Source organism: Serratia nevei (assembly GCF_037948395.1).
In the GTDB taxonomy this organism is placed as follows: Bacteria; Pseudomonadota; Gammaproteobacteria; order Enterobacterales; family Enterobacteriaceae; genus Serratia; species Serratia nevei.
In genome coordinates this window covers 3,367,228-3,390,426 of sequence record NZ_CP149940.1, presented here as the reverse complement: position 1 = coordinate 3,390,426, position 23,199 = coordinate 3,367,228, and the positions used below count along the sequence as shown (strand labels likewise).

At 64.1% G+C, this 23,199-nt stretch carries 21 protein-coding genes and 1 pseudogene; 15 read left to right on the top strand and 7 right to left on the bottom strand.

Annotated elements, in window-relative coordinates:
* Positions 1–45: 45 nt before the first annotated feature.
* Both V8N38_RS16260 and dpiA read right to left on the bottom strand, forming a co-directional pair.
* Positions 46–3,135, bottom strand: a complete 3,090-nt coding sequence (locus tag V8N38_RS16260) for a beta-galactosidase (protein ID WP_147840138.1) — start codon at positions 3,133–3,135, stop codon at positions 46–48.
* Between the two features lie 102 nt (positions 3,136–3,237).
* Positions 3,238–3,924, bottom strand: coding sequence for a two-component response regulator DpiA (gene dpiA, locus V8N38_RS16255; protein ID WP_021505854.1), 687 nt, complete (start codon positions 3,922–3,924; stop codon positions 3,238–3,240).
* Between the two features lie 313 nt (positions 3,925–4,237).
* On the opposite strand from dpiA, the gene citC reads away from it, so the two are divergent.
* The 11 genes from citC to dhbA all read left to right on the top strand — a co-directional run bounded on the left by citC (position 4,238) and on the right by dhbA (position 15,400).
* Positions 4,238–5,308: a [citrate (pro-3S)-lyase] ligase gene (gene citC, locus V8N38_RS16250; RefSeq protein ID WP_004940809.1), complete on the top strand. Its 1,071-nt coding sequence runs from the start codon at positions 4,238–4,240 to the stop codon at positions 5,306–5,308.
* Entirely contained in the window at positions 5,308–5,616 is a 309-nt protein-coding gene (citD, locus tag V8N38_RS16245; protein WP_019452464.1) for a citrate lyase acyl carrier protein, read from the top strand. Before citC ends, citD begins: the two co-directional genes overlap by 1 nt.
* Complete coding sequence (gene citE, locus V8N38_RS16240) at positions 5,600–6,520, top strand: citrate (pro-3S)-lyase subunit beta (RefSeq protein WP_087763159.1); 921 nt, start codon at positions 5,600–5,602, stop codon at positions 6,518–6,520. Before citD ends, citE begins: the two co-directional genes overlap by 17 nt.
* Positions 6,520–8,025, top strand: coding sequence for a citrate lyase subunit alpha (gene citF / locus V8N38_RS16235; protein WP_033643714.1), 1,506 nt, complete (start codon positions 6,520–6,522; stop codon positions 8,023–8,025). The genes citE and citF overlap by 1 nt, the downstream gene beginning before the upstream one ends.
* Positions 8,026–8,028: 3 nt before the next feature.
* On the top strand, positions 8,029–8,577 hold the full coding sequence (gene citX / locus V8N38_RS16230) for a citrate lyase holo-[acyl-carrier protein] synthase (protein WP_033635185.1): 549 nt from the start codon (positions 8,029–8,031) through the stop codon (positions 8,575–8,577).
* Positions 8,558–9,442, top strand: a complete 885-nt coding sequence (citG, locus tag V8N38_RS16225) for a triphosphoribosyl-dephospho-CoA synthase CitG (RefSeq protein WP_087763158.1) — start codon at positions 8,558–8,560, stop codon at positions 9,440–9,442. Before citX ends, citG begins: the two co-directional genes overlap by 20 nt.
* 25 nt (positions 9,443–9,467) lie before the next feature.
* Complete coding sequence (locus V8N38_RS16220; RefSeq protein WP_004940821.1) at positions 9,468–10,931, top strand: anion permease; 1,464 nt, start codon at positions 9,468–9,470, stop codon at positions 10,929–10,931.
* A gap of 146 nt (positions 10,932–11,077) precedes the next feature.
* On the top strand, positions 11,078–12,307 hold the full coding sequence (gene agp / locus V8N38_RS16215) for a bifunctional glucose-1-phosphatase/inositol phosphatase (protein ID WP_043147658.1): 1,230 nt from the start codon (positions 11,078–11,080) through the stop codon (positions 12,305–12,307).
* A gap of 161 nt (positions 12,308–12,468) precedes the next feature.
* Positions 12,469–13,161 (top strand): 4'-phosphopantetheinyl transferase family protein, encoded by a 693-nt coding sequence (locus V8N38_RS16210; RefSeq protein WP_147840139.1) that lies wholly within the window; start codon positions 12,469–12,471, stop codon positions 13,159–13,161.
* 189 nt (positions 13,162–13,350) lie between these two features.
* Positions 13,351–14,541 (top strand): isochorismate synthase MenF, encoded by a 1,191-nt coding sequence (locus tag V8N38_RS16205; RefSeq protein ID WP_147840140.1) that lies wholly within the window; start codon positions 13,351–13,353, stop codon positions 14,539–14,541.
* A 100-nt stretch (positions 14,542–14,641) separates the two neighbouring features.
* A complete protein-coding gene (dhbA, locus tag V8N38_RS16200) occupies positions 14,642–15,400 on the top strand; it encodes a 2,3-dihydro-2,3-dihydroxybenzoate dehydrogenase (RefSeq protein ID WP_147840141.1) in 759 nt (252 codons plus the stop codon).
* Between the two features lies 1 nt (position 15,401).
* Here dhbA and rarD read toward each other — a convergent pair whose 3' ends face one another.
* Positions 15,402–16,280 carry an EamA family transporter RarD gene (gene rarD, locus V8N38_RS16195; protein WP_087763156.1) on the bottom strand — a complete coding sequence of 293 codons (879 nt, stop codon included), beginning with the start codon at positions 16,278–16,280 and terminating at the stop codon, positions 15,402–15,404.
* A gap of 139 nt (positions 16,281–16,419) precedes the next feature.
* Here rarD and alkB point away from each other — a divergent pair, with 139 nt between their 5' ends.
* Positions 16,420–17,067: a DNA oxidative demethylase AlkB gene (gene alkB, locus V8N38_RS16190; protein ID WP_019452474.1), complete on the top strand. Its 648-nt coding sequence runs from the start codon at positions 16,420–16,422 to the stop codon at positions 17,065–17,067.
* Here the strand turns inward: alkB and V8N38_RS16185 are convergent.
* Positions 17,050–17,985, bottom strand: a complete 936-nt coding sequence (locus V8N38_RS16185) for a LysR family transcriptional regulator (RefSeq protein WP_033647920.1) — start codon at positions 17,983–17,985, stop codon at positions 17,050–17,052. The genes alkB and V8N38_RS16185 overlap by 18 nt on opposite strands.
* A gap of 85 nt (positions 17,986–18,070) precedes the next feature.
* Between V8N38_RS16185 and V8N38_RS16180 the strand changes: the two genes are divergently transcribed.
* Entirely contained in the window at positions 18,071–18,700 is a 630-nt protein-coding gene (locus tag V8N38_RS16180) for an alanyl-tRNA editing protein (RefSeq protein ID WP_147840162.1), read from the top strand.
* A gap of 10 nt (positions 18,701–18,710) precedes the next feature.
* Here the strand turns inward: V8N38_RS16180 and V8N38_RS16175 are convergent, their stop codons facing one another.
* Positions 18,711–18,953, bottom strand: coding sequence for a hypothetical protein (locus V8N38_RS16175; protein WP_025303447.1), 243 nt, complete (start codon positions 18,951–18,953; stop codon positions 18,711–18,713).
* A gap of 303 nt (positions 18,954–19,256) precedes the next feature.
* Here V8N38_RS16175 and V8N38_RS16170 point away from each other — a divergent pair, with 303 nt between their 5' ends.
* Positions 19,257–20,165 carry a sugar glycosyltransferase gene (locus V8N38_RS16170; RefSeq protein WP_102984415.1) on the top strand — a complete coding sequence of 303 codons (909 nt, stop codon included), beginning with the start codon at positions 19,257–19,259 and terminating at the stop codon, positions 20,163–20,165.
* Positions 20,143–21,366, top strand: coding sequence for an O-antigen ligase family protein (locus V8N38_RS16165; protein ID WP_060439553.1), 1,224 nt, complete (start codon positions 20,143–20,145; stop codon positions 21,364–21,366). The genes V8N38_RS16170 and V8N38_RS16165 overlap by 23 nt, the downstream gene beginning before the upstream one ends.
* On the opposite strand, the gene V8N38_RS16160 is transcribed toward V8N38_RS16165, so the two are convergent.
* Complete coding sequence (locus V8N38_RS16160) at positions 21,290–22,405, bottom strand: glycosyltransferase family 9 protein (RefSeq protein WP_087763152.1); 1,116 nt, start codon at positions 22,403–22,405, stop codon at positions 21,290–21,292. The two genes, V8N38_RS16165 and V8N38_RS16160, sit on opposite strands and share 77 nt — an antisense overlap.
* A gap of 143 nt (positions 22,406–22,548) precedes the next feature.
* Positions 22,549–23,183: pseudogene (locus V8N38_RS16155) on the bottom strand (flavodoxin family protein).
* Between the last annotated feature and the right edge of the window lie 16 nt (positions 23,184–23,199).

Sequence of the window (23,199 nt, the reverse complement as noted above, 5' to 3'; positions counted from 1 at the left end):
CTGTTTGCTTACAGAATGCGCAACCCGTTGAGTTTTTTGGCAGATTTAGCTCTCGGGCGCCCGAAGCAGGCGCAGCTGATAGCGGTAAACGCCGGCGGTGAGCAGGTAATCCCGGTGCACGCTCGGGCTCCAGGAATCGTCGCCGCCCACCCCCATGTGGAAGCCGTCCAGATGCAGCCAGGTGCCCGCTTCCGGCTGCAGCAGGTGCTGGTGGCTGCAGGCCATCAGCTGTTGCAGGCCGTAGCGGCTGAGCGAGAAGTGGAAGCGGCCGTCGATGCGCCAGCCGCCGTAGCGCAGGCTGCGGGTGTCGCAGCGCAGGCCGTTCTCGCCGGGGAAAATATACGGCGTGTGCAGATCCTCCAGTGGCAGGCGCCAGCGCCCGTGCTGCGCGGCCAGGCGGCGATCCGGGTAGTTCTCGTGCGGGCCCAGGCCCAGCCATTCCGCCTGCGGTTGCACCGTCGCCAGTTGGCAGTGCAGGCCGATGCGCGCCGGCGGCGGCAGAGTATCGGCCACCTCGACCTCCACGCTCACGTTCACCGCGCCCAGCGCATCGAACAGCCACTGTTTGCGGCTAAGCAGCAAAATCTGTCCGTCCACGCCGAACTGGTGTTCGCTCACCACCCGCACGCCGTTTTGCAGCGCATCGGCCTGCAGCCGCGTGCAGCGTTCCTCCAGCCGGTACAGGCCCGCCAGCTTCCAGCGTTCGACCCAGGCGTTGGGATCGATATGGTCCGCCTCGCTGACGCCGATGTCGTTATCGATCGGCGCGCGCGCAAAGCCGTCGCGCAGCGGCGTCAGCAGCTGCGGCTGCTCATTCTGCCACCACTGCGTCAGGTGGCCGCTGCTGCGCTCGAAGCACCAGCGCTGGTCGCTGTGGGTGAGGGTCAGCCCCTGATCGTCTTCAATCAGCGTGGGCGGCACGCCCTGCGGCGGCGGCGGCGCGGGATGCAGCGCGCGCGGCACCCGCCACTGATCCCAGGCGCAGCGGTGGTGCGCTTCGGACCAGTCGGTGGCCTGCGGCTGCACCACCTCCACGTTCAGCCACAGCTCGCCGGGCTGGTGCAGCATCGGCAGGCGATCGAGCAGCGTGAAGCGAGCACTGCCCCGCGGCGGCAGCGCCAGATCGAAGCTGCCGCTGGCGCGCTCCACGCCGTCCAGCTCCAGCCGCCAGTTGAGCTGCTCGTTGTCGGTGTGGCGGAACAGGTAATCGCTGGTGACGGTCAGCGTCAGCGAGGCGGCGTCGAAGGCGAAGCGGAACAGCTGCTGCGCCCGCTGCGCTTCGAACAGCGCCGGGTGCGGGGTGCGATCCGCGAACACCAGCCCGTTCAGGCAGAACTGGCGATCGTTGGGGGTATCGCCGAAGTCGCCGCCGTAGGCCCAGTACTCTTCGCCCTGGGCGTCGCGCCTGATCAGCGCCTGATCGACCCAGTCCCAGACAAAGCCGCCCTGCAGGCGCGGATAGTGGTGGAACGCGCGCCAGTAACGCTCAAAGCCGCCGAAGCTGTTGCCCATCGCATGGGCGTATTCGCACAGGATCAGCGGCCGCTGTTCCTCCGGCAGGCCAATCCACTTGCCGAGCGCCCATTTGGGCACCGCCGGGAACGGCTGATCCTGATCCACCCGCGCATACATCGGGCAGATGATGTCGGTAGCGGCGGTGTCGGCGCCGCCGCCTTCATATTGCACCGGGCGGGTCGGATCCTGGCTTTTCACCCAGCGGTACAGCGCGTCGTGGTTCACGCCGTGGCCGGACTCGTTGCCCAGCGACCAGATAATGATGCAGGGGTGGTTGCGATCGCGCTGCACCATGCGGGTGACGCGCTCGCTCATCGCCGGCAGCCACAGCGGATCGTCAGCCAGGCGGTTCATCGGCTGCATGCCGTGGGTCTCGATATTGGCTTCGTCCACCACGTACAGCCCGTAACGGTCGCACAGCCGGTACCACAGCGGGTGGTTGGGATAGTGCGAGCAGCGCACCGCGTTGAAGTTGTGCTGCTTCATCAGCAGGATGTCGTGGCGCATCGTCGCCTCGTCCATCACCTGGCCGTGGCGCGGATGATGCTCGTGGCGGTTAACGCCGCGGATCAGCAGCGGCTGCCCGTTGAGCTTCAGCAACCCGCCGCTGATGTCCACCTGGCGGAAGCCGACGTCATAGGCCTCCACCTCGATAATCTCCCCCTCAGGTGAGAGCAGGGCGACGGTGGCGCGATACAGCGCGGGCGTTTCGGCGCTCCACAGCGCCGGGCGTTCTACCGGCAGGCGCAGCGTGACGCGATCGTTATAGGCGCCGCGCTCGTCCACGATCTCGCTGCCGAGCGGCTGGGTGCGTTCGGCCACCCGTGCGCCATCGCGCCACAGCTGAACCTGCACCTGCAGCGGGCCGGGCCGGCTGGCGCGCGCCGTCACCACCAGTTCGCCGCGGGTAAAGCGGTCATGCAGCGGCGTGGTGATGCGCACATCGCTCAGGTGCGCGGCGGGTTTGTGCAGTAGGCTGACGTCGCGGAAGATGCCGCTCATGCGCCACATGTCCTGATCTTCGAGATAGCTGCCGTCGCACCAGCGCAGCACCATCACCGCCAGCCGGTTTTCTCCCGGCTGCAGCCACGGGCTGAGATCGAACTCCGCCGGCAGGCGGCTGTCCTGCGAATAGCCCACCCAGTGGCCGTTGCACCACAAATAGAACGCCGAGTTGACGCCGTCGAAGATGACGCGCGTCTGGCCGGCGGCCAGCCAGGCCGGATCGACGTTGAAGGTGCGCGAGTAGCAGCCGGTTGGGTTGTCTTCCGGCACGCGCGGCGGATCGACCGGGAACGGGTAGCGCACGTTGGTATAGATCGGCGCATCGTAGCCGGCGAGCTGCCAGTTGCCCGGCACCGCCAGCGGGGCTGCGTCCGGTAAATCCTGCTGCAGCCAGACTTCCGGCGCCGCCTCTGGGCGCGGGAAATAGCTGAAGCGCCACTCGCCGTTCAGCGACTTGCGGCTGGCGCTGGGGGCATCGTCGCGCGCGTCTTCCACCGTGCGCCAGCTGGCGAACGGCGGGTGGGCGTCCAGCCGGCGGGAGTGGGTGCAGGCCGGGTTTTGCCAGTCACGGCGGGCGAGGATCTCGGTCAGGGAAGCAAGGGGCGCAGCGGGCATCGGCGATCGTCCAGTCGGCTAGGTGATGTTCACCAAGATGCTGACCGGCGCATAAAAAGTAAAGCGGTTACACGCAACCTTGCAAGGGCGATCAAATAACCGTTAATGCGGTTCGCCGGCGCGGTAGATCCGCTGCGGGCGGCCGACCTTGCCGTAAATGATCTCGGCGCGCAGCTGCTGCGCGGCGGTGCAAAACTCCAGATAACGGCGCGCGGTGGTGCGGCTGAGCCCCATTTTTTGCGCAACGCTTTCAGCGGTGTGGCGCGCGGCGGGTTCGGCAAACAGCGCGCGGACCTTGCCCAGCGTCAGCTCGTCGATGCCGGCGGGCAGCGCCGCCTGCTGTTCGCCGCGGGCGTAGGTGTTGAACATCTCGTCGATGCGGCGCTGGTTGAGGCGCGCTTTGTCCTTCAGCGCTTCGCGGCGCTGGCTGAAGCGCTGCAGGGTCTGGCTCAGCCGGTCATAGGCCAGCGGTTTGATCAGGTAGTCGAACACGCCGTAACGCAACGCCTCGGCCACGGTGGCCATGTCGCTGGCGGCGGTGATGAACACGATGCCGCCGCGATACCCGCTCAGCGTCAGTTCGCGCAGCAGGGTGATGCCCTGGCCGTCGGGCAGAAAGTTGTCCAGCAGGATCAGGTCCGGCTTGAAGCGCTCGGTCATGGCGCGCGCCTGCGCCAGGGTGCCGGCCAGCCAAATCTGGCGGCAGCCGCCGTTCTGGCGGATAAACTCCGCGTGCATTTCCGCCAGCGGCGTTTCGTCTTCAACGATCAGGATGTTCAGCCATTCCATAATGAAACCTACTATTGCAATCAAGATGCTAAATGAATGTAAGTAAATTGCGGCGCTAAATAAAGATTATCTCAATAATAAACACCATAAGATTAATTAAGCAAATAAAGAACATTAAATAACTTATTAACCGGAATCGGTTTGTGAAATAGGTCAATAATCGGCGTTTTTTTTCTGTTTACCATTGATTTATCGAACGCGAGACGGCGTTTATCTTCATGGTTTTTAAGGTTTTAATTATCCTTGTTGATGTTAATTAAAATGTCTTTTTGTATTTAACTTGTTGTTTGTCAGTTAACCCAGAGAGCGTGTTATGTTAGGCGATGCCGTATTTAATCGGGTAAAGCGATCGGATCATAAAGCGATTTCGGAAATAAGCGCCTTCTTGCGCAGTAACGATCTGAATATCGACACCACGGTTGAAATATTTATTACCGTTACCCAGCACGACAAATTGGTCGCCTGCGGCGGCATCGCCGACAATATTATCAAATGCGTCGCCATCAGCCCGCTGATGCGCGGCGAAGGGTTGGCGCTGGCGCTGGCGACCGAGCTGGTGAACCTGGCCTACGAGCGCCACCACACTCAGTTGTTTATCTACACCAAGGTGCAGAACGAGCCGCTGTTCCGCCAGTGCGGTTTCTACCCGATCGCCACCGTGCCGGGCATCGTGGTGCTGATGGAAAACAGCCCGTGCCGCCTGAAGCGCTACGCCGCCCAGCTGGCGAGCCAGCGCCGGCCGGGCGACACCATCGGCAGCATCGTGATGAACGCCAACCCCTTCACCCGCGGGCATCAGTATCTGGTGCGTCAGGCGGCCAAACGCTGCGACTGGCTGCACCTGTTTTTAGTGAAGGAAAACACCTCGCGCTTCAGCTATGAAGACCGCCGCCGGCTGGTGCTGGCCGGCACCGCCGATATCCCCAACCTCACGGTACACGAAGGCTCGCAGTACGTGATCTCGCGCGCCACCTTCCCCTGTTACTTCATCAAGGATCAGGGCGTGGCCGATGACTGTTACACCGAAATCGATCTGAAGATCTTCCGCCAGTATCTGGCGCCCGCGCTGGGCATTACCCACCGCTTCGTCGGCAACGAGCCGTTCTGCGCGGTGACCGCGAAATATAACCGCGACATGCGCTACTGGCTGGAAACGCCGGCGCTGCCCAGCCCGCCGATCGCGCTGGTGGAAATCGAGCGTTTGCAATATCAGGGCACGGCGATCTCCGCTTCCTGGGTGCGCAAGCTGCTGGCGGCGGGGGACTTCCACGCCGCCGCGCCGCTGGTGCCGCCGGACACCCTGTACTACCTGCAGGATCTGCAAACGCAGCGCCGGGCCAAGGCGGCCCCGCATCCTTTTGAGTCCGCACAATCAGGTGAATGATGAAAATTATCCGAGAAGCAATGGCCGGCACGCTGGAATCCAGCGATGTCATGGTGCGCATCGCGCCCGCCGAGGGGCCGCAGCACGATCTGTTGATCGCCAGCAGCGTGGAAAAACAGTTCGGCGCGGCGATCCGCCACACCCTGCTGGAGGTGCTGCAGCGCTATGAGGTGGAGCCGGTGCAGGTGATCGTCGACGACAAGGGGGCGCTGGACTGCGTGCTGCGCGCCCGGCTGGAAACCGCGCTGATGCGCGCCTGCGAGGGCGGCCAGCTGCCGTGGGAGGCGAAAGATGAAAACGCTGAATAAAACCCGGCTGCGCCGCAGCATGTTGTTCGTCCCCGGCGCCAACGCGGCGATGGTCAGCAACGCCTTTATCTACCAGGCCGATGCGCTGATGTTCGATCTGGAAGACTCGGTGATCCTGCGTGAAAAAGACGCGGCGCGCCGGCTGGTGTACCACGCGCTGCAGCACCCGCTGTACCAGGAGGTGGAAACCATCGTGCGCGTCAATGCGCTCGACTCCGCCTACGGCCTGGCAGACCTGCAGGCGGTGGTGCGCGGCGGCGCGGACATCGTGCGCCTGCCGAAGACCGACAGCGCGCAGGACGTTGTCGACATGGAGCGCGAGATTGCCGCCATCGAAGCGGCCTGCGGCCGGCCGGTCGGCAGCACCGGGCTGCTGGCGGCGATCGAATCGGCGCAGGGCATCACCAATGCGGTGGCGATCGCGCATGCTTCGCCGCGGCTTATCGGCATCGCGCTGGGGGCGGAAGACTACGTGCGCAACCTGCGCACCGAACGCTCGCCGGAGGGCATCGAGCTGCTGTTCGCTCGTTGTTCGCTGCTGCAGGCGGCGCGCGCCGCCGGCATTCAGGCGTTCGACACCGTCTATTCCGACGCCAATAACGAAGCCGGCTTCCTGCAGGAAGCGGCGCTGATCAAACAGCTCGGCTTCGACGGCAAATCGCTGATCAACCCGCGCCAGATTGAGCTGCTGCACAACCTGTACGCGCCGACCGCCAAAGAGGTGGCGCACGCGCAGCGGGTGGTGGACGCCGCCGAAGCGGCGGAGCGGGAAGGGCGCGGCGTGGTGTCGCTCAACGGAAAAATGGTCGACAGCCCGGTGATTGAACGCGCCCGGCTGGTGCTGGAGCGCGCCACGCTGTCCGGCTTACGGGAAGAACCGGCGCAGCACGGGGAGGAAGCATGATGAACCGCCAACAACGATTGATGACCTTCGCCAACCCGACGGATCTGCCGGGCTATCAGGACGTGTCCAAAGCCAATCTGCAGGCGCGCAAACCGCGCGATCTCAAGCTGTGCGACTCCTTGCAGGAAGCGGTGCGCCGCAGCGGGCTGCAGGACGGCATGACCATCTCCTTCCACCATGCGTTTCGCGGCGGCGATTTGACCCTCAATCAGGTGATGGAGACGCTGGCAGCGATGGGGTTCCGCAACCTGACGCTGGCGTCCAGCTCGCTGACCGACTGCCATGCGCCGCTGGTTGAGCATATCCGCCACGGTGTGGTGAGCCGCATTTACACCTCCGGGCTGCGCGGCCCGCTGGCGGACGCGGTTTCGCGCGGCCTGCTGGCGGAGCCGGTGCAAATTCACTCGCACGGCGGCCGGGTCAACCTGATCGAATCCGGCGAGCTGAAGATAGACGTGGCCTTCCTCGGCGTGCCGGCCTGCGATGAGTTCGGCAACGCCAACGGCTACAGCGGTGAAGCCTGCTGCGGCTCGCTCGGCTATGCGCGGGTGGACGCCGAGGCGGCGGGCACCGTGGTGCTGCTGACCGAGCAGCTGGTGCCGTATCCGCATCATCCCGCCAGCCTGGCGCAGGATCGGGTGGATCTGATCGTGCAGCTGGAACGGGTGGGCGACGCCGACAAGATCGGCGCTGACGCCACGCGCATGACCTCGAACCCGCGCGAGCTGCTGATCGCCCGCCGCGCCGCCGAGGTGATCGCCGGTTCCGGCTACTTCACCGAAGGCTTCTCGCTGCAAACCGGCACCGGCGGCGCCTCGCTGGCGGTGACCCGGTTCCTGGAGGACAAGATGCGCGCCCGCGGCATTCGCGCCGCGTTCGCCCTCGGCGGCATCACCTCGACCATGGTGGATCTGCACGAGAAAGGGCTGATCGGCAAGCTGCTGGACGTGCAGAGCTTCGATCGGGCGGCGGCGACTTCGCTGGCGCGCAACCCGCGCCATATCGAAATCAGCGCCAACCAGTACGCCAACTTCAGCTCCAAGGGCGCCTCTGTTGATCGGCTCGACGTGGTGGTGCTGAGCGCGCTGGAAATCGACACCGGCTTCAACGTTAACGTGCTGACCGGCTCCGACGGCGTGCTGCGCGGCGCGTCCGGCGGCCACTGCGACACCGCCGCCGCCGCGCGGCTGGCGATCATCGTTGCGCCGTTGGTGCGCGGGCGCATCCCGACGCTGGTGGAGCAGGTGACCACCTGCGTCACGCCGGGCTCCAGCATCGACATTCTGGTGACCGACCACGGCATCGCCGTCAACCCGGCGCGGCCGGAGCTGGCGCAGCGTCTGCGGGAGGCCGGCCTCGAGGTGGTGAGCATCGACTGGCTGCGCGCCCGCGCGCTGCAGCTGACCGGCGAACCGCAGCCGATCGCCTTTACCGACAAGGTGGTGGCGGTGGTGCGCTACCGCGACGGCTCGGTGATCGACGTGGTGCATCAGGTGGCGGAGTAAGCGATGGCCGCCGTCGATCCCCAACTGGCCGCCGAACGCGCGGTCAGCCTGCCGGAGTTGCTCACCAGCCGCGAATGCCGCCAGGCGCGGCAGCAGGCGTGGCTGGCGCAGCACGAGTGCACGCTGCTGGTGCTGACGCTGGTGGTGCCCGGCCCGGTGAAGGACAGCGCGCTGACGCGCGGCATCTTCAACCTGGGGTGGGCGGCGCTGCTGCGACTGTGCGCCGAACAGGGTTGGCCCAGCCCGCAGGCCGAGGCGCTGGCGCTCGCCACCGGTTGCGAAGGGTTTGTCGCGCTGCGCGCCGATGCCCAGCGGGTGAAGGACTGCGCCATGCAGCTGGAGGTGAGCCGCCCGATCGGCCGGCTGTGGGATATCGACGTGCTGGATACGCAGGGGCGCATTTTGTCGCGCCGCGACATCGGCCTACCGGAACGGCGCTGCCTGCTGTGCGGCCAACCGGCCAAGATCTGCGCCCGCCAGCGGCGGCACAGCAGCGAGCAGCTGCTGCATGAAATGGAAAGGATGTTCAACGATGCGATCTCTGCCGATTAACCTGCCCGCCCACCGTGCCGAACCGGCCTGCGATTTCGCCCGCGCCGCTTTCCGCGCGCTGCTGGTAGAAGTCAACCTCACGCCCAAGCCGGGGCTGGTGGATCGCCATAACACCGGCGCCCACCGCGACATGGATCTCGGGCACTTCTATCGCAGCGCCCGCGCCATCGGCGTGTGGCTGCCGCGCTTTATCCAACGCGGGCGCGAGGACGCCGCTTTGCCGGCAGAGCAGCAGCTGGCGCGGCTGCGGCCGCTCGGCCTGGCCTGCGAAAACCAGATGTTTCGCGCCACCGGCGGCATTAACACTCACAAGGGCAGCGTGTTCTCGCTCGGATTGCTGTGCACCGCCTTCGGCCGCCTGCAGCAGCATGGCCGCGCCATCGGCGCCGAAGCGCTGTGCGCCGAGGTGGCGGCGATGTGCCGGGGGCTGGTGGATCGCGAGCTGCGGCGCAACAACGCAGGGCAGACCGCCGGCCAGCGGCTGTTCGCCGCGCACGGGTTGAGCGGCGCACGCGGCGAGGCGGAGGCCGGTTTCCGGCTGGTCATTGACGGCGCGCTGCCGCTGTATCGGCAACGGCTGGCCGCCGATGGCGACGAACAGCGGGCGCTGCTGGACAGCCTGCTGTGGCTGATGGCCCACAACGACGACACCAACGTCGCCTCGCGCGGCGGCCTGCACGGGCTGCGCTGGCTGCGGCGCCGGGCGGCATTGCTGCTGGCGCAGGGCGGCTCGGCGGGGGAGGCGGGTCTGGCGCGCCTGCGGCGCTTCGATGCCGACTGCATCGCTCGCAACCTCAGCCCCGGCGGCAGCGCCGACCTGTTGATAGTGACCTGGCTGCTGGCGCAGCTGGGTGCCCAAGAATAATAACCAAGCCTTCAGGAGAGTCCCTATGTCCCAAACCCAGGAAAAGATCTGGAAAGCGATAGCGCCGCTGGCGGTGCTCGCGATCCTGTTATTGATACCGGTGCCCGACGGCATGCCGCCGCAGGCCTGGCACTACTTCGCCATCTTCGTGGCGATGATCGTCGGCATGATTCTGGAGCCGATCCCGGCCACCGCCATCAGCTTTATCGCAGTGACCGTCAGCGTGCTGAGCGCCAACTGGGTGCTGTTCGGCGCGCAGGAGCTGGCGGAGCCGGGCTTCAAGGCCGGTAAAGAGGCGCTGAAATGGGGGCTGGCGGGCTTCTCCAGCACCACCGTCTGGCTGGTGTTCGGCGCCTTTATCTTCGCGCTAGGCTACGAGGCCACCGGGCTGGGGCGGCGCATCGCGCTGTTCCTGGTGAAGTTCATGGGCAAGCGCACGCTGACGCTGGGCTATGCGGTGGTGATCATCGATATCCTGCTGGCGCCGTTTACGCCGTCCAACACCGCGCGCACCGGCGGCACGGTGTTCCCGGTGGTGAAAAACCTGCCGCCGCTGTTCGATTCCTTCCCCAACGATCCCTCCTCGCGCCGTATCGGCGGTTACCTGATGTGGATGATGGTGGTCGGCACCAGCATCAGCTCCTCGATGTTCGTCACCGGCGCCGCGCCGAACGTGCTGGGCATTGAGTTCGTCGGCAAGATCGCCGGGGTGCACATCAGCTGGATGCAGTGGTTCCTGGCGTTCCTGCCGGTCGGCCTGCTGCTGCTGATCATCGCGCCGCTGATCTCCTACTACCTGTACAAACCGGGCGTGACCCACAGCAGCGAAGTGGCCGCCTGGGCGGATACCGCGCTGGGGGAAATGGGCAAGCTGACGCGCAAGGAATACACCCTGATCGGCCTGGTGCTGCTCAGCCTGTGCCTGTGGGTGTTCGGCGGCAAAATGCTGGACGCTACTGCGGTGTGTCTGCTGGCGGTGTCGCTGATGCTGGCGCTGCACGTGGTGTCGTGGAAAGAGATCACCAAATATTCCAGCGCCTGGAACACGCTGGTTAACCTGGCGACGCTGGTGGTGATGGCCAACGGCCTGACGCGTTCCGGCTTTATCGACTGGTTCGCCCAGACCATGAGCACCCACCTGGACGGCTTCTCGCCGAACATGACGGTGGTGGCGCTGGTGCTGGTGTTCTACTTCGCCCACTACCTGTTCGCCAGCCTGTCGGCGCACACCGCCACCATGCTGCCGGTGATCCTGGCGGTCGGCAAAGGGTTGCCGGGCGTGCCGATGGAGCAGCTGTCGATGCTGCTGGTGCTGTCGATCGGTATCATGGGCGTGCTGACGCCGTACGCCACCGGCCCGGGGGTGATCATCTACGGCTGTGGCTACGTGAAGTCGAAAGACTACTGGCGCCTGGGCGGTATTCTCGGCGTGGTGTACATCGCCGCGCTGCTGCTGATCGGCTGGCCGATCATGAGCCTGTGGTACTGAGTTGAAGCCACGCGGCCACCGTCCGGTGGCCGCGGTTACGATCCTTTCCCGTGAACCCTGTCACACATTTGTCACACTAACCCCGCCATCATACTCAGGCAAACGCTAACACCTTAAAAATAATCATTTTCCGGGAGCCTCTGCGGATGAGAAAAAAAACCTTATTGCTGTGCCTGCCTTTGTTATTCACCGGGAACGCGCTGGCGGAAGCCGGCGGTTATCAGCTGGAACAGGTGCTGGTCATGAGCCGCCATAACCTGCGCGCGCCGCTGGCCAACAACGGCAGCGTGCTGGCGCAGTCTACGCCGAAGGCCTGGCCGGCCTGGGAAACGCCGGGCGGCCAGCTGACCACCAAGGGCGGGGTGCTGGAAGTGTATATGGGGCACTACTTCAACGCCTGGCTGAAGCAGACCGGCCTGTTGCCGAAAGAGGGTTGCCCGACCGCCGGCAGCGTGTACGTCTACGCCAACAGCCTGCAGCGCACGGTGGCCACCGCGCAGTTCTTCAGCAACGGCGCGTTCCCCGGCTGCGACGTCAGCGTGCACCATCAGGACAAGATGGGCGAGATGGATCCGACCTTCAACCCGATCATCACCGACACCAGCGAGGCCTTCAACCAGCAGGCGCTGGCGGCGATGAACGCCGCGCTGGGCTCGCTGAAGCTGGACGCCTCTTACCAACAGCTGGCGAAGATCATCGACTACAAGGATTCCGCCGCCTGCAAGACCGACAAACACTGTGACCTGACCAAAGAAGCCAGCGTGATGAGCGCGGTGCCGGGCAAAGAGCCGGGCGTCTCCGGCCCGCTGCGGGTGGGCAACTCGCTGGTGGACGCCTTTATGCTGCAGTATTACGAAGGTTTCCCGATGAAAGAGGTGGCCTGGGGCAAAATCGCCACCCCTCACCAGTGGCAGCAGCTGGCGCAGCTGAAAGACGGCTATCAGGACTCGCTGTTCACCTCGCCGGTGGTGGCGCAGAACGTCGCCAAGCCGCTGCTGACCTACATCAACAACGCGCTGCTCGGCGAGCGCAAACCGGACGCGCCGAAGCTGACGGTGCTGGTCGGCCACGATTCCAATATTGCCTCGCTGCTGTCGGCCATGCAGTTCCAGCCGTATCAGTTGCCGCAGCAATACGAGAAAACGCCGATCGGCGGCAAACTGGTGTTCCAGCGCTGGCGCGACGCGCAGAACGACCGTGAATTGCTGAAGATCGAGTACGTCTATCAGTCCACCGAACAGCTGCGCAAGGCGACGCCGCTGACGCTGCAAACCCCGCCGCAGCGGGTAACGCTGGCGCTGAAAGGCTGCCCGATCGACAAAGACGGCTTCTGCGCCTGGAGCGATTTCGAAAAGACCATGAAAGGCATCTTGTAATGCCCAGCCTCTCTCCCGCGCGCGGGGGAGAGGCCTCTCCCCATCCCGGCTAACGCGCCGCCACGCAGGCCTTAACGCCATTTATTTTGCCCAGGGTCATTGTTGCAGGCCGTTTCGGGGGCTAACATCATCAGCCTGCCTGCTTATCATGGATACCGCCGTTGCCCACTTTTATCCGCAGTATCGAATTTTTCACGCCGGACGGCTATCCAGGCCATGTGGCGCGCTGCCATTTTGCGCTGGCGGAGTATCGTGACGAGAGTTTTCCCGAGGCGGGCTTTGCGCTGCCGGATCATCTGGCGCGCGCGGTGCCGAAGCGCCGCGCGGAGTATCTGGCCGGGCGTGTTCTGGCGCGGCAGCTGTTGGCGCCGCTCGGTTTTGCCTATTTCACCCTGGCGCGCGGCGAAGATCGCGCGCCCCAGTGGCCGCCGGGCATCGCCGGGGCGCTGAGCCATAATTCGGATACCGCGCTGTGCGCCGTGCACCGCGAGAGCGGGCTGGGCGGCGTTGGGCTGGATGTGGAAACGCTGCTCTCCGACGTGCGGGCGGAGGAGCTGTGGGGGGCGATCGTTTCCCCGGCGGAGCGCGAGACGTTGTTGCGCGAGGCGCTGCCGTTCAACGAACTGCTGACGCTGACGTTTTCCGCCAAAGAGAGCCTGTTCAAGGCGCTTTATCCGCAGGTGCGCTGTTACTTCGATTTTCTCGATGCGCGCATGGTCGCCGTGGATACGCAGCGGCAGACGTTTGTATTAGCGCTGCTTAAGACGTTGACGCCAAATTGCTCCGCCGGCCGCCGGTTTAACGGGCGTTTTTGGCGTGAAGGTGACGACGTCACGACTTTTATTTTCTGTTAAAACACAATAATAACAGTGTGTTATTTCTTACTTTGCCGTAACGCGGATTTGCCGCAGCGGGCGGAAAGATTCATTCATCGGAGATTGACCCACGGTGGGGATCCGGTGTAATTTATCCTCCTTTTATGGCTAATGATAATTATTCGCATAAACATTATCATTGGTAAGGCGCAACAAAGGAGTGGTCTAGTGGCGACACTGACGACAGAAAACCAAACCTTCCCCGGGTTTGTGTACGCCGAACAATCGACCTTTTTGTACCGGTCCGAATTCCGTTCCCTCTCCGCCAGCGGCGTGTTCGAGCGTATCGAGACGCCGGCGTTCGGCGGCGAGCAGGAAGACAGCGCGCTGGCGCAGCATATCCGCCAGGCGCTGGCGCGCGCCAAAGCCGCCGGTCAGGAGACGCCGGTGGTGGTGGGCGCCATTCCGTTCGATACGCGCCGGCCTTCCAGCCTGTACGTGCCTGAAAACTGCCAGTTTGTCGCCAACGACAGCTTTACCCGCGCCGCGCGCCCTATGCTGCAACAGCCGCATCGCCTGGCCGCCTGTACCAGCATTCCGGACGAGCCGCGCTTCAAGCATGCGGTGGCGGAAGCGGTCAGCCGCTTTAAACAGGGCAAGCTGGACAAGGCGGTGCTGTCGCGCATCCTCGACATCGAGCTGGAGCAGCCGGTGGCGGGCCACCAGATCCTCAATAACCTGATGGTGCAGAACCCGACCGGTTATCACTTTTCCCTGCCGCTGGCCGATGGCGGCGTGCTGATCGGCGCCAGCCCGGAACTGCTGATCCGCAAGCAGGGCGGCGAGATCCACACCAATCCGCTGGCGGGCTCCGCGCGCCGTCAGGACGATCCGCAGCAGGATCGCCTCGGCAGCGAGCGCCTGATGCGCTCGACCAAAGACAAATACGAACACAAGCTGGTGATCGACGACATTCGCCGCCACCTGGCGCCATTGTGCGCCAGCCTGAGCGTGCCCAGCGGCCCGTCGCTGCTCAGCACCGGCACCATGTGGCACCTGTCCACCCGCATTCGCGGCGAGCTGCTGAACCCGAATCTCAACGTGATGCAGCTGGCCTGTCTGCTGCATCCGACGCCGGCGCTGTGCGGCTTCCCGACCGAGAGCGCCCGCCAACTGATCGCCGATCTGGAACCGCACGATCGCGGCCTGTTCAGCGGCATTGTCGGCTGGTGCGACGCCAACGGCGATGGCGAGTGGGCGATTGTCATCCGCAGCGGCCTGCTGCGCGGCAACCGGGTGCGGCTGTTCGCCGGCGCGGGCATCGTCGCCGCTTCGACACCGCAGTCCGAGTGGATGGAAACCGCCGCCAAACTGGGCACCATGCTCAACGCTTTCGGCCTGAACAGCGGCGCGCTGTAGGCCTCTTTGCGGCGCAGTGCGCGCCGCGTCATACGCTTTCGCAGGAGACAACGATGAACAACAACATGACCCGGCAGCTTGCCCGGATGGCGGTGTGCGCATGAGCATTCAGATGGATTTCACCGGCAAACGCGTGTGGGTGACCGGCGCGGCGCGCGGCATCGGCGAGCAGATCGCCCGGCATTTTTTGACGCAGGGCGCCGAGGTGGTGGGATTTGACCGCGAGTTCGCCAACCCGGATCTGCCTTACCCTTGCGTGACGCTGGACATCAGCCGGCCGGAGCAGGTGGAGGCGGTGTGCCGCCAACAGCTGGCGGAGAACCCGCGACTGGACGTGTTGATCAACGCCGCCGGCATTCTGCGCATGGGCAATACCGAAGATCTGAGCGTGGATGACTGGCATCAGTGCATCAACGTCAACGCCTCGGGGGCGTTTTACCTGTTCCGCGCCGTGCTGCCGCACTTCAAGGCGCAGCGCAGCGGGGCGATCGTCAGCATCGGCTCCAACGCCGCGCACGTGCCGCGCGCGCAGATGGCGGCCTACTGCGCCTCCAAGGCGGCGCTGACCAGCCTGAACCACTGTGTGGGGTTGGAGATGGCGCCGTTCGGCGTGCGCTGCAATCTGGTGTCGCCGGGCTCGACCGACACGCCGATGCAGCGCGGCATGTGGCAGACCGACGACGCGCAGCAACGCACCATCGCCGGCTTCCCCGAGATGTTCAAGCTGGGGATCCCGCTGGGCAAAATCGCCCGCCCGGATGAGATCGCCAACGCGGTGTTGTTCCTGGCCTCCGATTTGGCCAGCCACATCACCATGCAGGACATCGTGATCGACGGCGGCGCCACGCTGGCCGCCTGAGTCAGACCCGCTGGCGGCGCAGCAGGTGCTGCGCGCCTTCCGCCGCCAGCAGCAGCACCGCCAGCCAGATCGCCAGATAGGTCGGCCATTCGCTTTGGCCGATGCTTTCGCCGAGCAGCAGCGCGACGATCACCAGCAGCACCGGTTCCACATAGCTCAGCAGGCCGAACAGGCTGAACGGCAGCAGGCGGCTGGCGAGGATGTAGCACACCAGCGCCACGGCGCTGATGACGCCGAGCAGCGGAATGCGCCAATACAGCTCGGCATTGATCTGCAGCGCCGCTGCGCCGCCGTCGCCGAAGGCGAACCAGGCCGCCGCCGGCAGCATCAGCGCCAGCTCGCACCACAGCCCGCCGAGATTGTCGGTGCCGAAACGCCGCCGCAAAATAAAGTAGAGCGGATAGCCCAGTGCCACCACCAGCGTCGGCCACGAGACGCCGCCCGCCTGATACAGCTCATTGCCCACCCCTACCATGGCGCACGCCACCGCCAGCTTTTGCAGCAGCGACAGCCGATCGCGGTAGATCAAACGGCCCGCCAGCACCATGGTCAGCGGCAGCAAAAAATAGCCGAGCGACACGTCGAGCGCCTTGCCGTGCAGCGGCGCCCACAGGAACAGCCACAGCTGCACCCCCAGCAGCGCCGAGGTGAGCAGCAGGCCCAGCAGGCGCTGCGGCCGTTGGCCGAGCCAGGCCAGCGTGTCGCCCACTTTGCGCCAATCGCCGGACAGCGCCATAAACAGCGTCAGGAACGGCAGCGTCAGCAGCGTGCGCCAGCCGTAGACCTGCTCGCCGTTCAGCGGGGTGAGGGTAGAGGTGAAGTAATACATCGCGCCGAACAAGATGGAGGCGACGACCGAAAGAGTGATGCCCTTAATCACACGCATTCCTGGTGAGTGATTGATTTTATGGCGGCTACTGTAGAGAAATTTGCCGCCAACGACAATGGCGTTGCCGGGCGCTGGACAATCGGCGGCGGCGGGTTACAATGATTACTGTGTATTCATACAGGCTTTGGCGATGACAATCGATCTTTTTGAAGACGCGCTGCCGCCGCCGTGGCGCGAAGAGATCGCCCCCGGCGCGGTGGTGATGCACGGCTTCGTGCGCGATCACGGGCCGGAACTGCTGGCGGCGGTGCAGGGCGTCGTCGCCCAGGTGCCGTGGCGGCATTTGACCACCCCCGGCGGGCACGTGATGTCGGTGGCGATGAGCTGGTGCGGCAACGGCTGGACCAGCGACAGCCGCGGTTACCGCTATTCGGAACGCGACGCGCGCAGCGGTAAACGCTGGCCGGCCATTCCCCCCATCCTGATGGCGCTGGCGGACGAAGCCGCGCAGCAGGCGGGCTTCGGCCCCTTCGTGCCGGATTCTTGCCTGATGAACCGTTACGATCCGGGCAGCAAGCTGTCGCTGCATCAGGATAAAGACGAGCACGACTTCGGTGCGCCGATCGTCTCGGTGTCGCTCGGGCTGCCGGCGGTGTTTCAGTTCGGCGGGCTGCAACGCAGCGACCGGGCGCGGCGCATCCCCTTGGCGCACGGCGACGTGGTGGTATGGGGCGGCCCGGCGCGGCTCTGTTTTCACGGCATCCTGCCGGTCAAGGAAGGCTACCACTCGCTGGTGGGGCCGCACCGCATCAACATCACGCTACGCAAGGCGCTTTAGCTGTGGCTCCTGCGCCAGGCAGGCGACGAGATAGTCGATAAACACCCGCAGTTTGGGCGGCAGATACTGGTTAGGCGCGTAGAGTAACCACAGGCCGCCGTGATAGCTGCTGAGGAAATCCCATTCCGGCAACACCTGCACGATCTCGCCGTCGTCGAGCGCCTGGCGGGCGGTAAAATACGGCAGGCTGCCGATGCCGATATGCTGTTTCACCGCGTCCAGCCGCACGCCAGTGTGGTTGGCGGCGTAGCGGCCGCGCACGTTGACCGTCACCGTTTTGCCGCTGCGGCGGAACTTCCATTGCGCGTCGCTCGGCGTTTCGCCCAGATAGATGCAGCTGTGCGCCGCCAGATCGTGCGGGTGCTGCGGCGTGCCGTGCTGCGCCAGGTAGTGCGGCGTGGCGCACAGCAGATGGTCTATTCTCATCAACTGGCGGCCGATCAACCCGGGCGACGGGCGATCGGTGATGCGCAGCGCCAGATCGACCCGATCGTCGATCAAATCCATGTAGCGATCTTCCAGCCGCAGCCTCACGTCCACCTTCGGGTAGCGGCGCAGGAACTCCGGCATGTGCGGATGCAGCACGAAGCGGCCCACCGCCTTGGGCACGCTGACACTGACCAGCCCTTCGGGCTCCACGGCGCCGCGCCCGCCGATCGCCATGACCGCGTCGGCCGCCGCCAGCAGGGTGCGGCAGTGCGCAAACGCCTCTTCGCCGCTTTCGCTCAGCCGCAGTTTACGGGTGGTGCGGTGCAGCAGCTGCAGCGCCAGCGCCTGCTCGAGCTTCGCCACGCTGCGGCTGACGGCGGAAGGCGAGGTGCCCAGTTTACGGGCGGCGGCGGAAAAGCTGCCGCTCTCTACCACCTGAACGAAAACGGCCATTTCGGGCAACAGGGCGTAAGAAAGATTTGTGCTCATGACGCAAAGGTCCATTGTGATGGCGGCGGATTATCCCTCGATTATGACATGAATATAATGGCTCTTCGAACCGAGGAGAAAAATGATGACCGAACGACGTTATTACTACAGCGACGATGTACAGGGCCAGGCGCAGGTGTTGAGCTGCGCGCCGGCCGAGGCGGGCGCTTACGCCGTGGTGCTCGACGCCACGCTGTTCCACCCGCAGGGCGGCGGCCAGCCGTCCGACGTGGGGACGTTAGGCGGCGTCGCCGTGCTGCGGGTGCAGCAGCAAGGGGATACCGTGCTGCACTTTACCGCCGCGCCGCTGCCGCTCGGGCCGGTTACGATGCAAATCGATGAAGCGCAGCGCCGCCTGCACGCCCGCTGGCACTCCGGCGGACATCTGATCGGCTGGCTGGGAGAAACCCGAGGCTGGCGGCCGGTCAAGGCACATCATTGGCCGGGGGAAGGGCGCATCACGTTTACGCCAGGGCCGGATGCGCAGACGGTAGAAGCGGACTTTTTGCAGGCGGAGCTGGTGCGTTTGATCGCCGCCGATTTACCCCGCCGCCAACAGGCGGTGGAGGGGATGCGCCAGGTCGGCTTCGGCGAACTGCCCGCCTACGGCTGCGGCGGCACCCATGTCGCCACGCTGGCGGAGGTGGGGGCAATTGCGATCACCGGCGTAAAGATGAAGAAAGGGCAGCTGATCGTGCAGTATGAGCTGAGTTGAATAAGGGGCTTCAGCGCCCGGCCTGCCGCAGCTGGGTGCAGAACGCGCATTGGCATCCCGCTACCGGCACCGCCGCGCAGCTGCCGATGTTCACCGGCTGGGCGTCCATGGCGTGAAAGCCGTAAAACAGATTTTCGATGTTTTGTTCCGCCGCGCGCGCCTGTTCCGGGCGCGGTTCGGGCACTTTTGACTGAAACGCCGCGGCCTTGCCGGCCAGCAGGCTGAGAAACAGCAGCGACAGCTGGATTTTCATCGTCGTCTTCCTTTGGCTGAAGTTGTGATACGTTATAACAAAACCCCATCAATGCCAAGCGGCGGTGCCGCTGTCACTCACGTTATTTTTACGCGCTGCAACAGTTTCTCATTCAATTAACACTTCGACATAGCTCTTGTCGATACGCTGACTAATAATTCAAATTACAAAAATTGCCTCATTAAACGAATATTTAGATACTCGCTGTGCGGCCTGGCCAGTGCTGACACGTTTTAAATTCTGAGCATACAGAAAGATGCCTCTGTAGGTATCGTCACGCACTCTGGATAGGACATCGCCACCATGGGCTCTTTTTTTAAGCAGGTCTACCGCTATTCCCACGCGCGCCCTTATCGGCATAACGAAAACCTCTGGCCCTACGTGAAGATCGCGCGCGGCGAAGGCGGTGAAATCGCCGCCTTATGGTACAAGCACCGGCCGGTGCCGATCGTCCCGTTGAGCGAACTGCGCAGCAGCTGCCGGGGGGAGGTGCTGCTGACGGCTACCGGCCCGTCGGTGAAGGCGCTGCGCTTCGAAAATATTCCCGCGATGCCCGCCATCGGGGTCAACGGCGCCTATTTTCTGCATCGGCAGGTGGATTTTCGCTTCTACGTCATCGTGGACATGGGGTTTATCGACAGCCGCCCAGAGATCGTGCACGACGTCATTCAACGGCCTGAGCTGACGCTGTTCACCACCGTGCACGGCGTGGCGCGCATTCTCGATCGCTTTGGCCCGGCGGCGATCGGTTGCCGATTGGCGATCGTCGAAGACGCGGCCTGCAAGATTTACCGCCCCCGGATCGACAGCGGCGCGCTGTGGGAGCACTACTGCCGGGAAAACGGCGTGGTTTTTGCCGCCGAGAGCCGCATGCTCGGCTTTAGCCAGGATATCCGCTGCGGCATTTTCGATGCCGGCACCGTGGCCTATTGGGCGCTGCAAATTATCGCCTATCTCGGCTTCAAGCAGCTGTTTATCGCCGGGCTGGACATGAACAACTTCCACCAGCCGCGCTTTTACGAAACGGAGCAGGATCGGTTGCCCACGTTCCTGGCGGACAAGGTGGAGTCGCTGGTGATCCCCGCTTTTCGACACGCCGGCGCGATCATGAAAAAGCAGCAGATCGCGATAAAAAACCTCTCCCTGCACAGCGCTATCGGCAGCGATATCTTCGAGAAGGTGGACGGCAATGTTTACTTTCAGCAAGCCTGAGCGGTGTTATCGCTTCGGCAGCGCGCTGTTTTTAGCCTTCGCGTTTTTCAGCGCGATCTTTTGCGGGCAGACCCGCGTCAACAACCTGTTTCATTTGGCGGCGCTGCTATGGCTGGCCGCCGTATTCACCTGGCCGCCGCTGCGGCGGCAGCTGTGGGCCAATCGTCAGGCGCGCTGGGGCGGCGGGCTGGCGCTGATGTTTTTGCTTTATTATTCCCTCAGCGCGCTGTGGGGCGAGACGCCAGGCGACATGCCGTCGGCCCTGACCCACAGCGCCTATATCCTGCTCTACCTCGCCTGGCTGGTGACGCTGCTCGACGGTGAGCGGCGTCACCAACTGCAGTGGGCGATGCTGGCCGGCATGACGGCGCTGTGTCTGTATCTGACGCTGGTCGACGCCCCGTCGATTTATCATCTGCGAGAAACCACCGCCCGCAATCCGGGGCCGAGCAACGTGATCGATCTGGCCGGTTACGCCGCCATCGCCATTTTGTTGAGCCTGATGATTTTCCGCGATACCGGGCAAAAAGCGGCGCTGTGCTTTATCCCGCCGCTGCTGGCATTCATGGTGCTGACGCAAAGCCGCGGCCCGCTGATCGCACTGGCGCTCGCGGTGGTAGTGGCGATGCCTTATCGACACCGGCCGGGACGGTGGCTGTGGTTCCTGTTGCCCGGCGCGCTGGCTGTGGTTCTCGCCGTCGTTTACAGCGCGATCGGCGAAATGTTGCTGACGCGTTTTGGCGAGCTGTATCAACAGAGCTTTGTTCGCATCAGCATTTGGCGCCACAGCCTGGCGCTGATCGAACAGGCGCCGTTCTTCGGCTACGGCTTTGATAAGCAGCTTAACTTTCTCAATTACACCGGCGAGCTGAACCACACCACGCACAGCCTGTACCTCGGCGCGTTGCTGAAGGGCGGCTGCGTGGGTTTCCTGTTGCTGCTGGCGCTGCTGGGATATGGCGCGCGGCTCGCCATCGCACACTGGCGCGCAGGGCGGCGCTGGGAGGCGGGCCTGTTTCTGTTTATGCTGGTGTTCTACAGTTCGCAGGGCATGTTTGTGATCGCCAATCCGGCGGAGTTTTGGTACCTGTTTTGGCTGCCGCTGGCGCTGCTGCTGTCGCAGCCTAAACGGCGGCCGATCGGGACTGTGCAGACGACAGCGCCGCCAGCGTCTTCTCCCACACCTGTTCCGCCGCGATAATACTAAGCGGCTGGCGGCGCTCAGCGGCACTCAGCGCGGCGCTGTCAACCGGCACGTGCATCACCTGATGCCGTTCGCTGTCCTGATAGGGGCCGGTATGCCGCGGGTTAGCGGTGACGAACAGGCTGACGGTGGCGGTTTTCAACGCCACGGCGAGGTGAAGCGGCCCGGTATCGCCGGTTACCAGCACCTGCAGATTGGCGATCGTCGCCAGCAGTTGCGGCAACGTGGTCGCGCCGATATGGCTTACCACCCGCTGTTGCTGTTCCTCGCTCAAACCCGCCATAAATTCCCGCTCGAGGCTGCGCTCCGCCTTGCTGCCAATCAACGCGATCTGACAGTCGGGGGAGTGCGCCAGCAGCCGTTGCGCCAGCTCAACAAAGCGATCGACCGGCCAGCGGCGCAGCGTTTCGGAGGCGCCCATCTGAAAGCCGATCAGGATCTTGCCCGCCGGTTTCGCCAGCGCGGGAAAAGCGACCGGGATGAACATGTCAGGATTGTCGGTACGGCACCCCAATTGCCCCACCATATCCAGCTTGCGCTGAATCAAATGGCCGTCGCTGCTGTGGCTGACGCCGGTCAGCCAGCGCTCCATGCCGCTCGGTTTGTTGCCGTAAACGTCTTTGAACAGGTATTGGCAACCGGCGGCGATGGCGACCAGCACGTCGTAAGGCGCCTTCGAGTGCAGGATGACCGCCAGCTGTGGCCGGTTTTTTCGCAGGCGCCGGATAACGGCCAACATGTCTTTGGCCTTGTGGTCCCAGTAAATCACGTCATGAAAGCAGGGGCTGCCTTCGACCAGCTGCCGGTTTTTATGGCTGGAGACCAGCGTGATTTGCGCGCTGGGATAGCGTTCGCGCAGTGCGCGGATGGCGGGCGTATTGAACATCAGATCGCCGAGGGCGCTGGTGGAGAAAATCACGATGCGTTCAAAGGATTGCTGCGGATCGAAGCTCGCTGCGGGCCGGAAATTGCCCGCGATGCGGGTATAGAGACGTAAACCGGCGTTGGCCGCCGCTATTTTCCACTGTTTAGACATTGCAGTTCGCTTCCGCTTGAGATCGGCGGCCACCGTCTGGCGCCGCGTCGTATCATACAAGCGCGGCAACGGTGGGCCAATGGCCCGCAACAGATTGCGACAGATGCTAACGTTATGTTTGCAATTGCCGCCGCGCGCCGCGCTTACTCCTCCCAGACCTGCGTACTGCGCGGGCTGTCCATCTGATAATCCGAATAGGGGCGAGTGAAGAACTCGCGCCCCAGTTCGCGGGCGGCCTGCAGCGGATTGCGCGGATCGCGGGCGATCTCGCCGCGCTGGTTGCCGGCGCCGTGCACCACGCCGACGAACGCGGAATGGGTGTAGCGGCTGAACTCCTGGATCTGATGCACGATGCCCAGCGCCGCGCCGGGTAGGTCTCTTCCGACGCTACCGCCAGCCCGATACGCTTGCCGCTCATGCGCTGGTGCACCTGTTCCGCCTGAGGGTAGGCGTTGGAATAGAAGCTGAACGAGCGATCGAAAAAGGCTTTGGTTTGCGCCGACATGCCGTACCAGTAAATCGGCGTGCAGAATACCGCGCCATCGGCCGGCAGGAAGTGCTCCAGGAACAGCTCGGCGTAGCGATCGGCCGGCGGCGGCGTGTGGCGTTCATCGCTCAGAAAACCGCTCAGGTAATCATCGAGAAAATGCAGGCTGGCGGACGTGCCGGCTTCGGCGGCGCCCGCCAGGATCGCCTGCGCCAACGTGGCGCTGTTGCCGTCGCGGCGCGGGCTGCCGACCAACACCACCAGACGTTTAGATTGATGAGTTGTATTCATGTCATGTTCCTCGGTA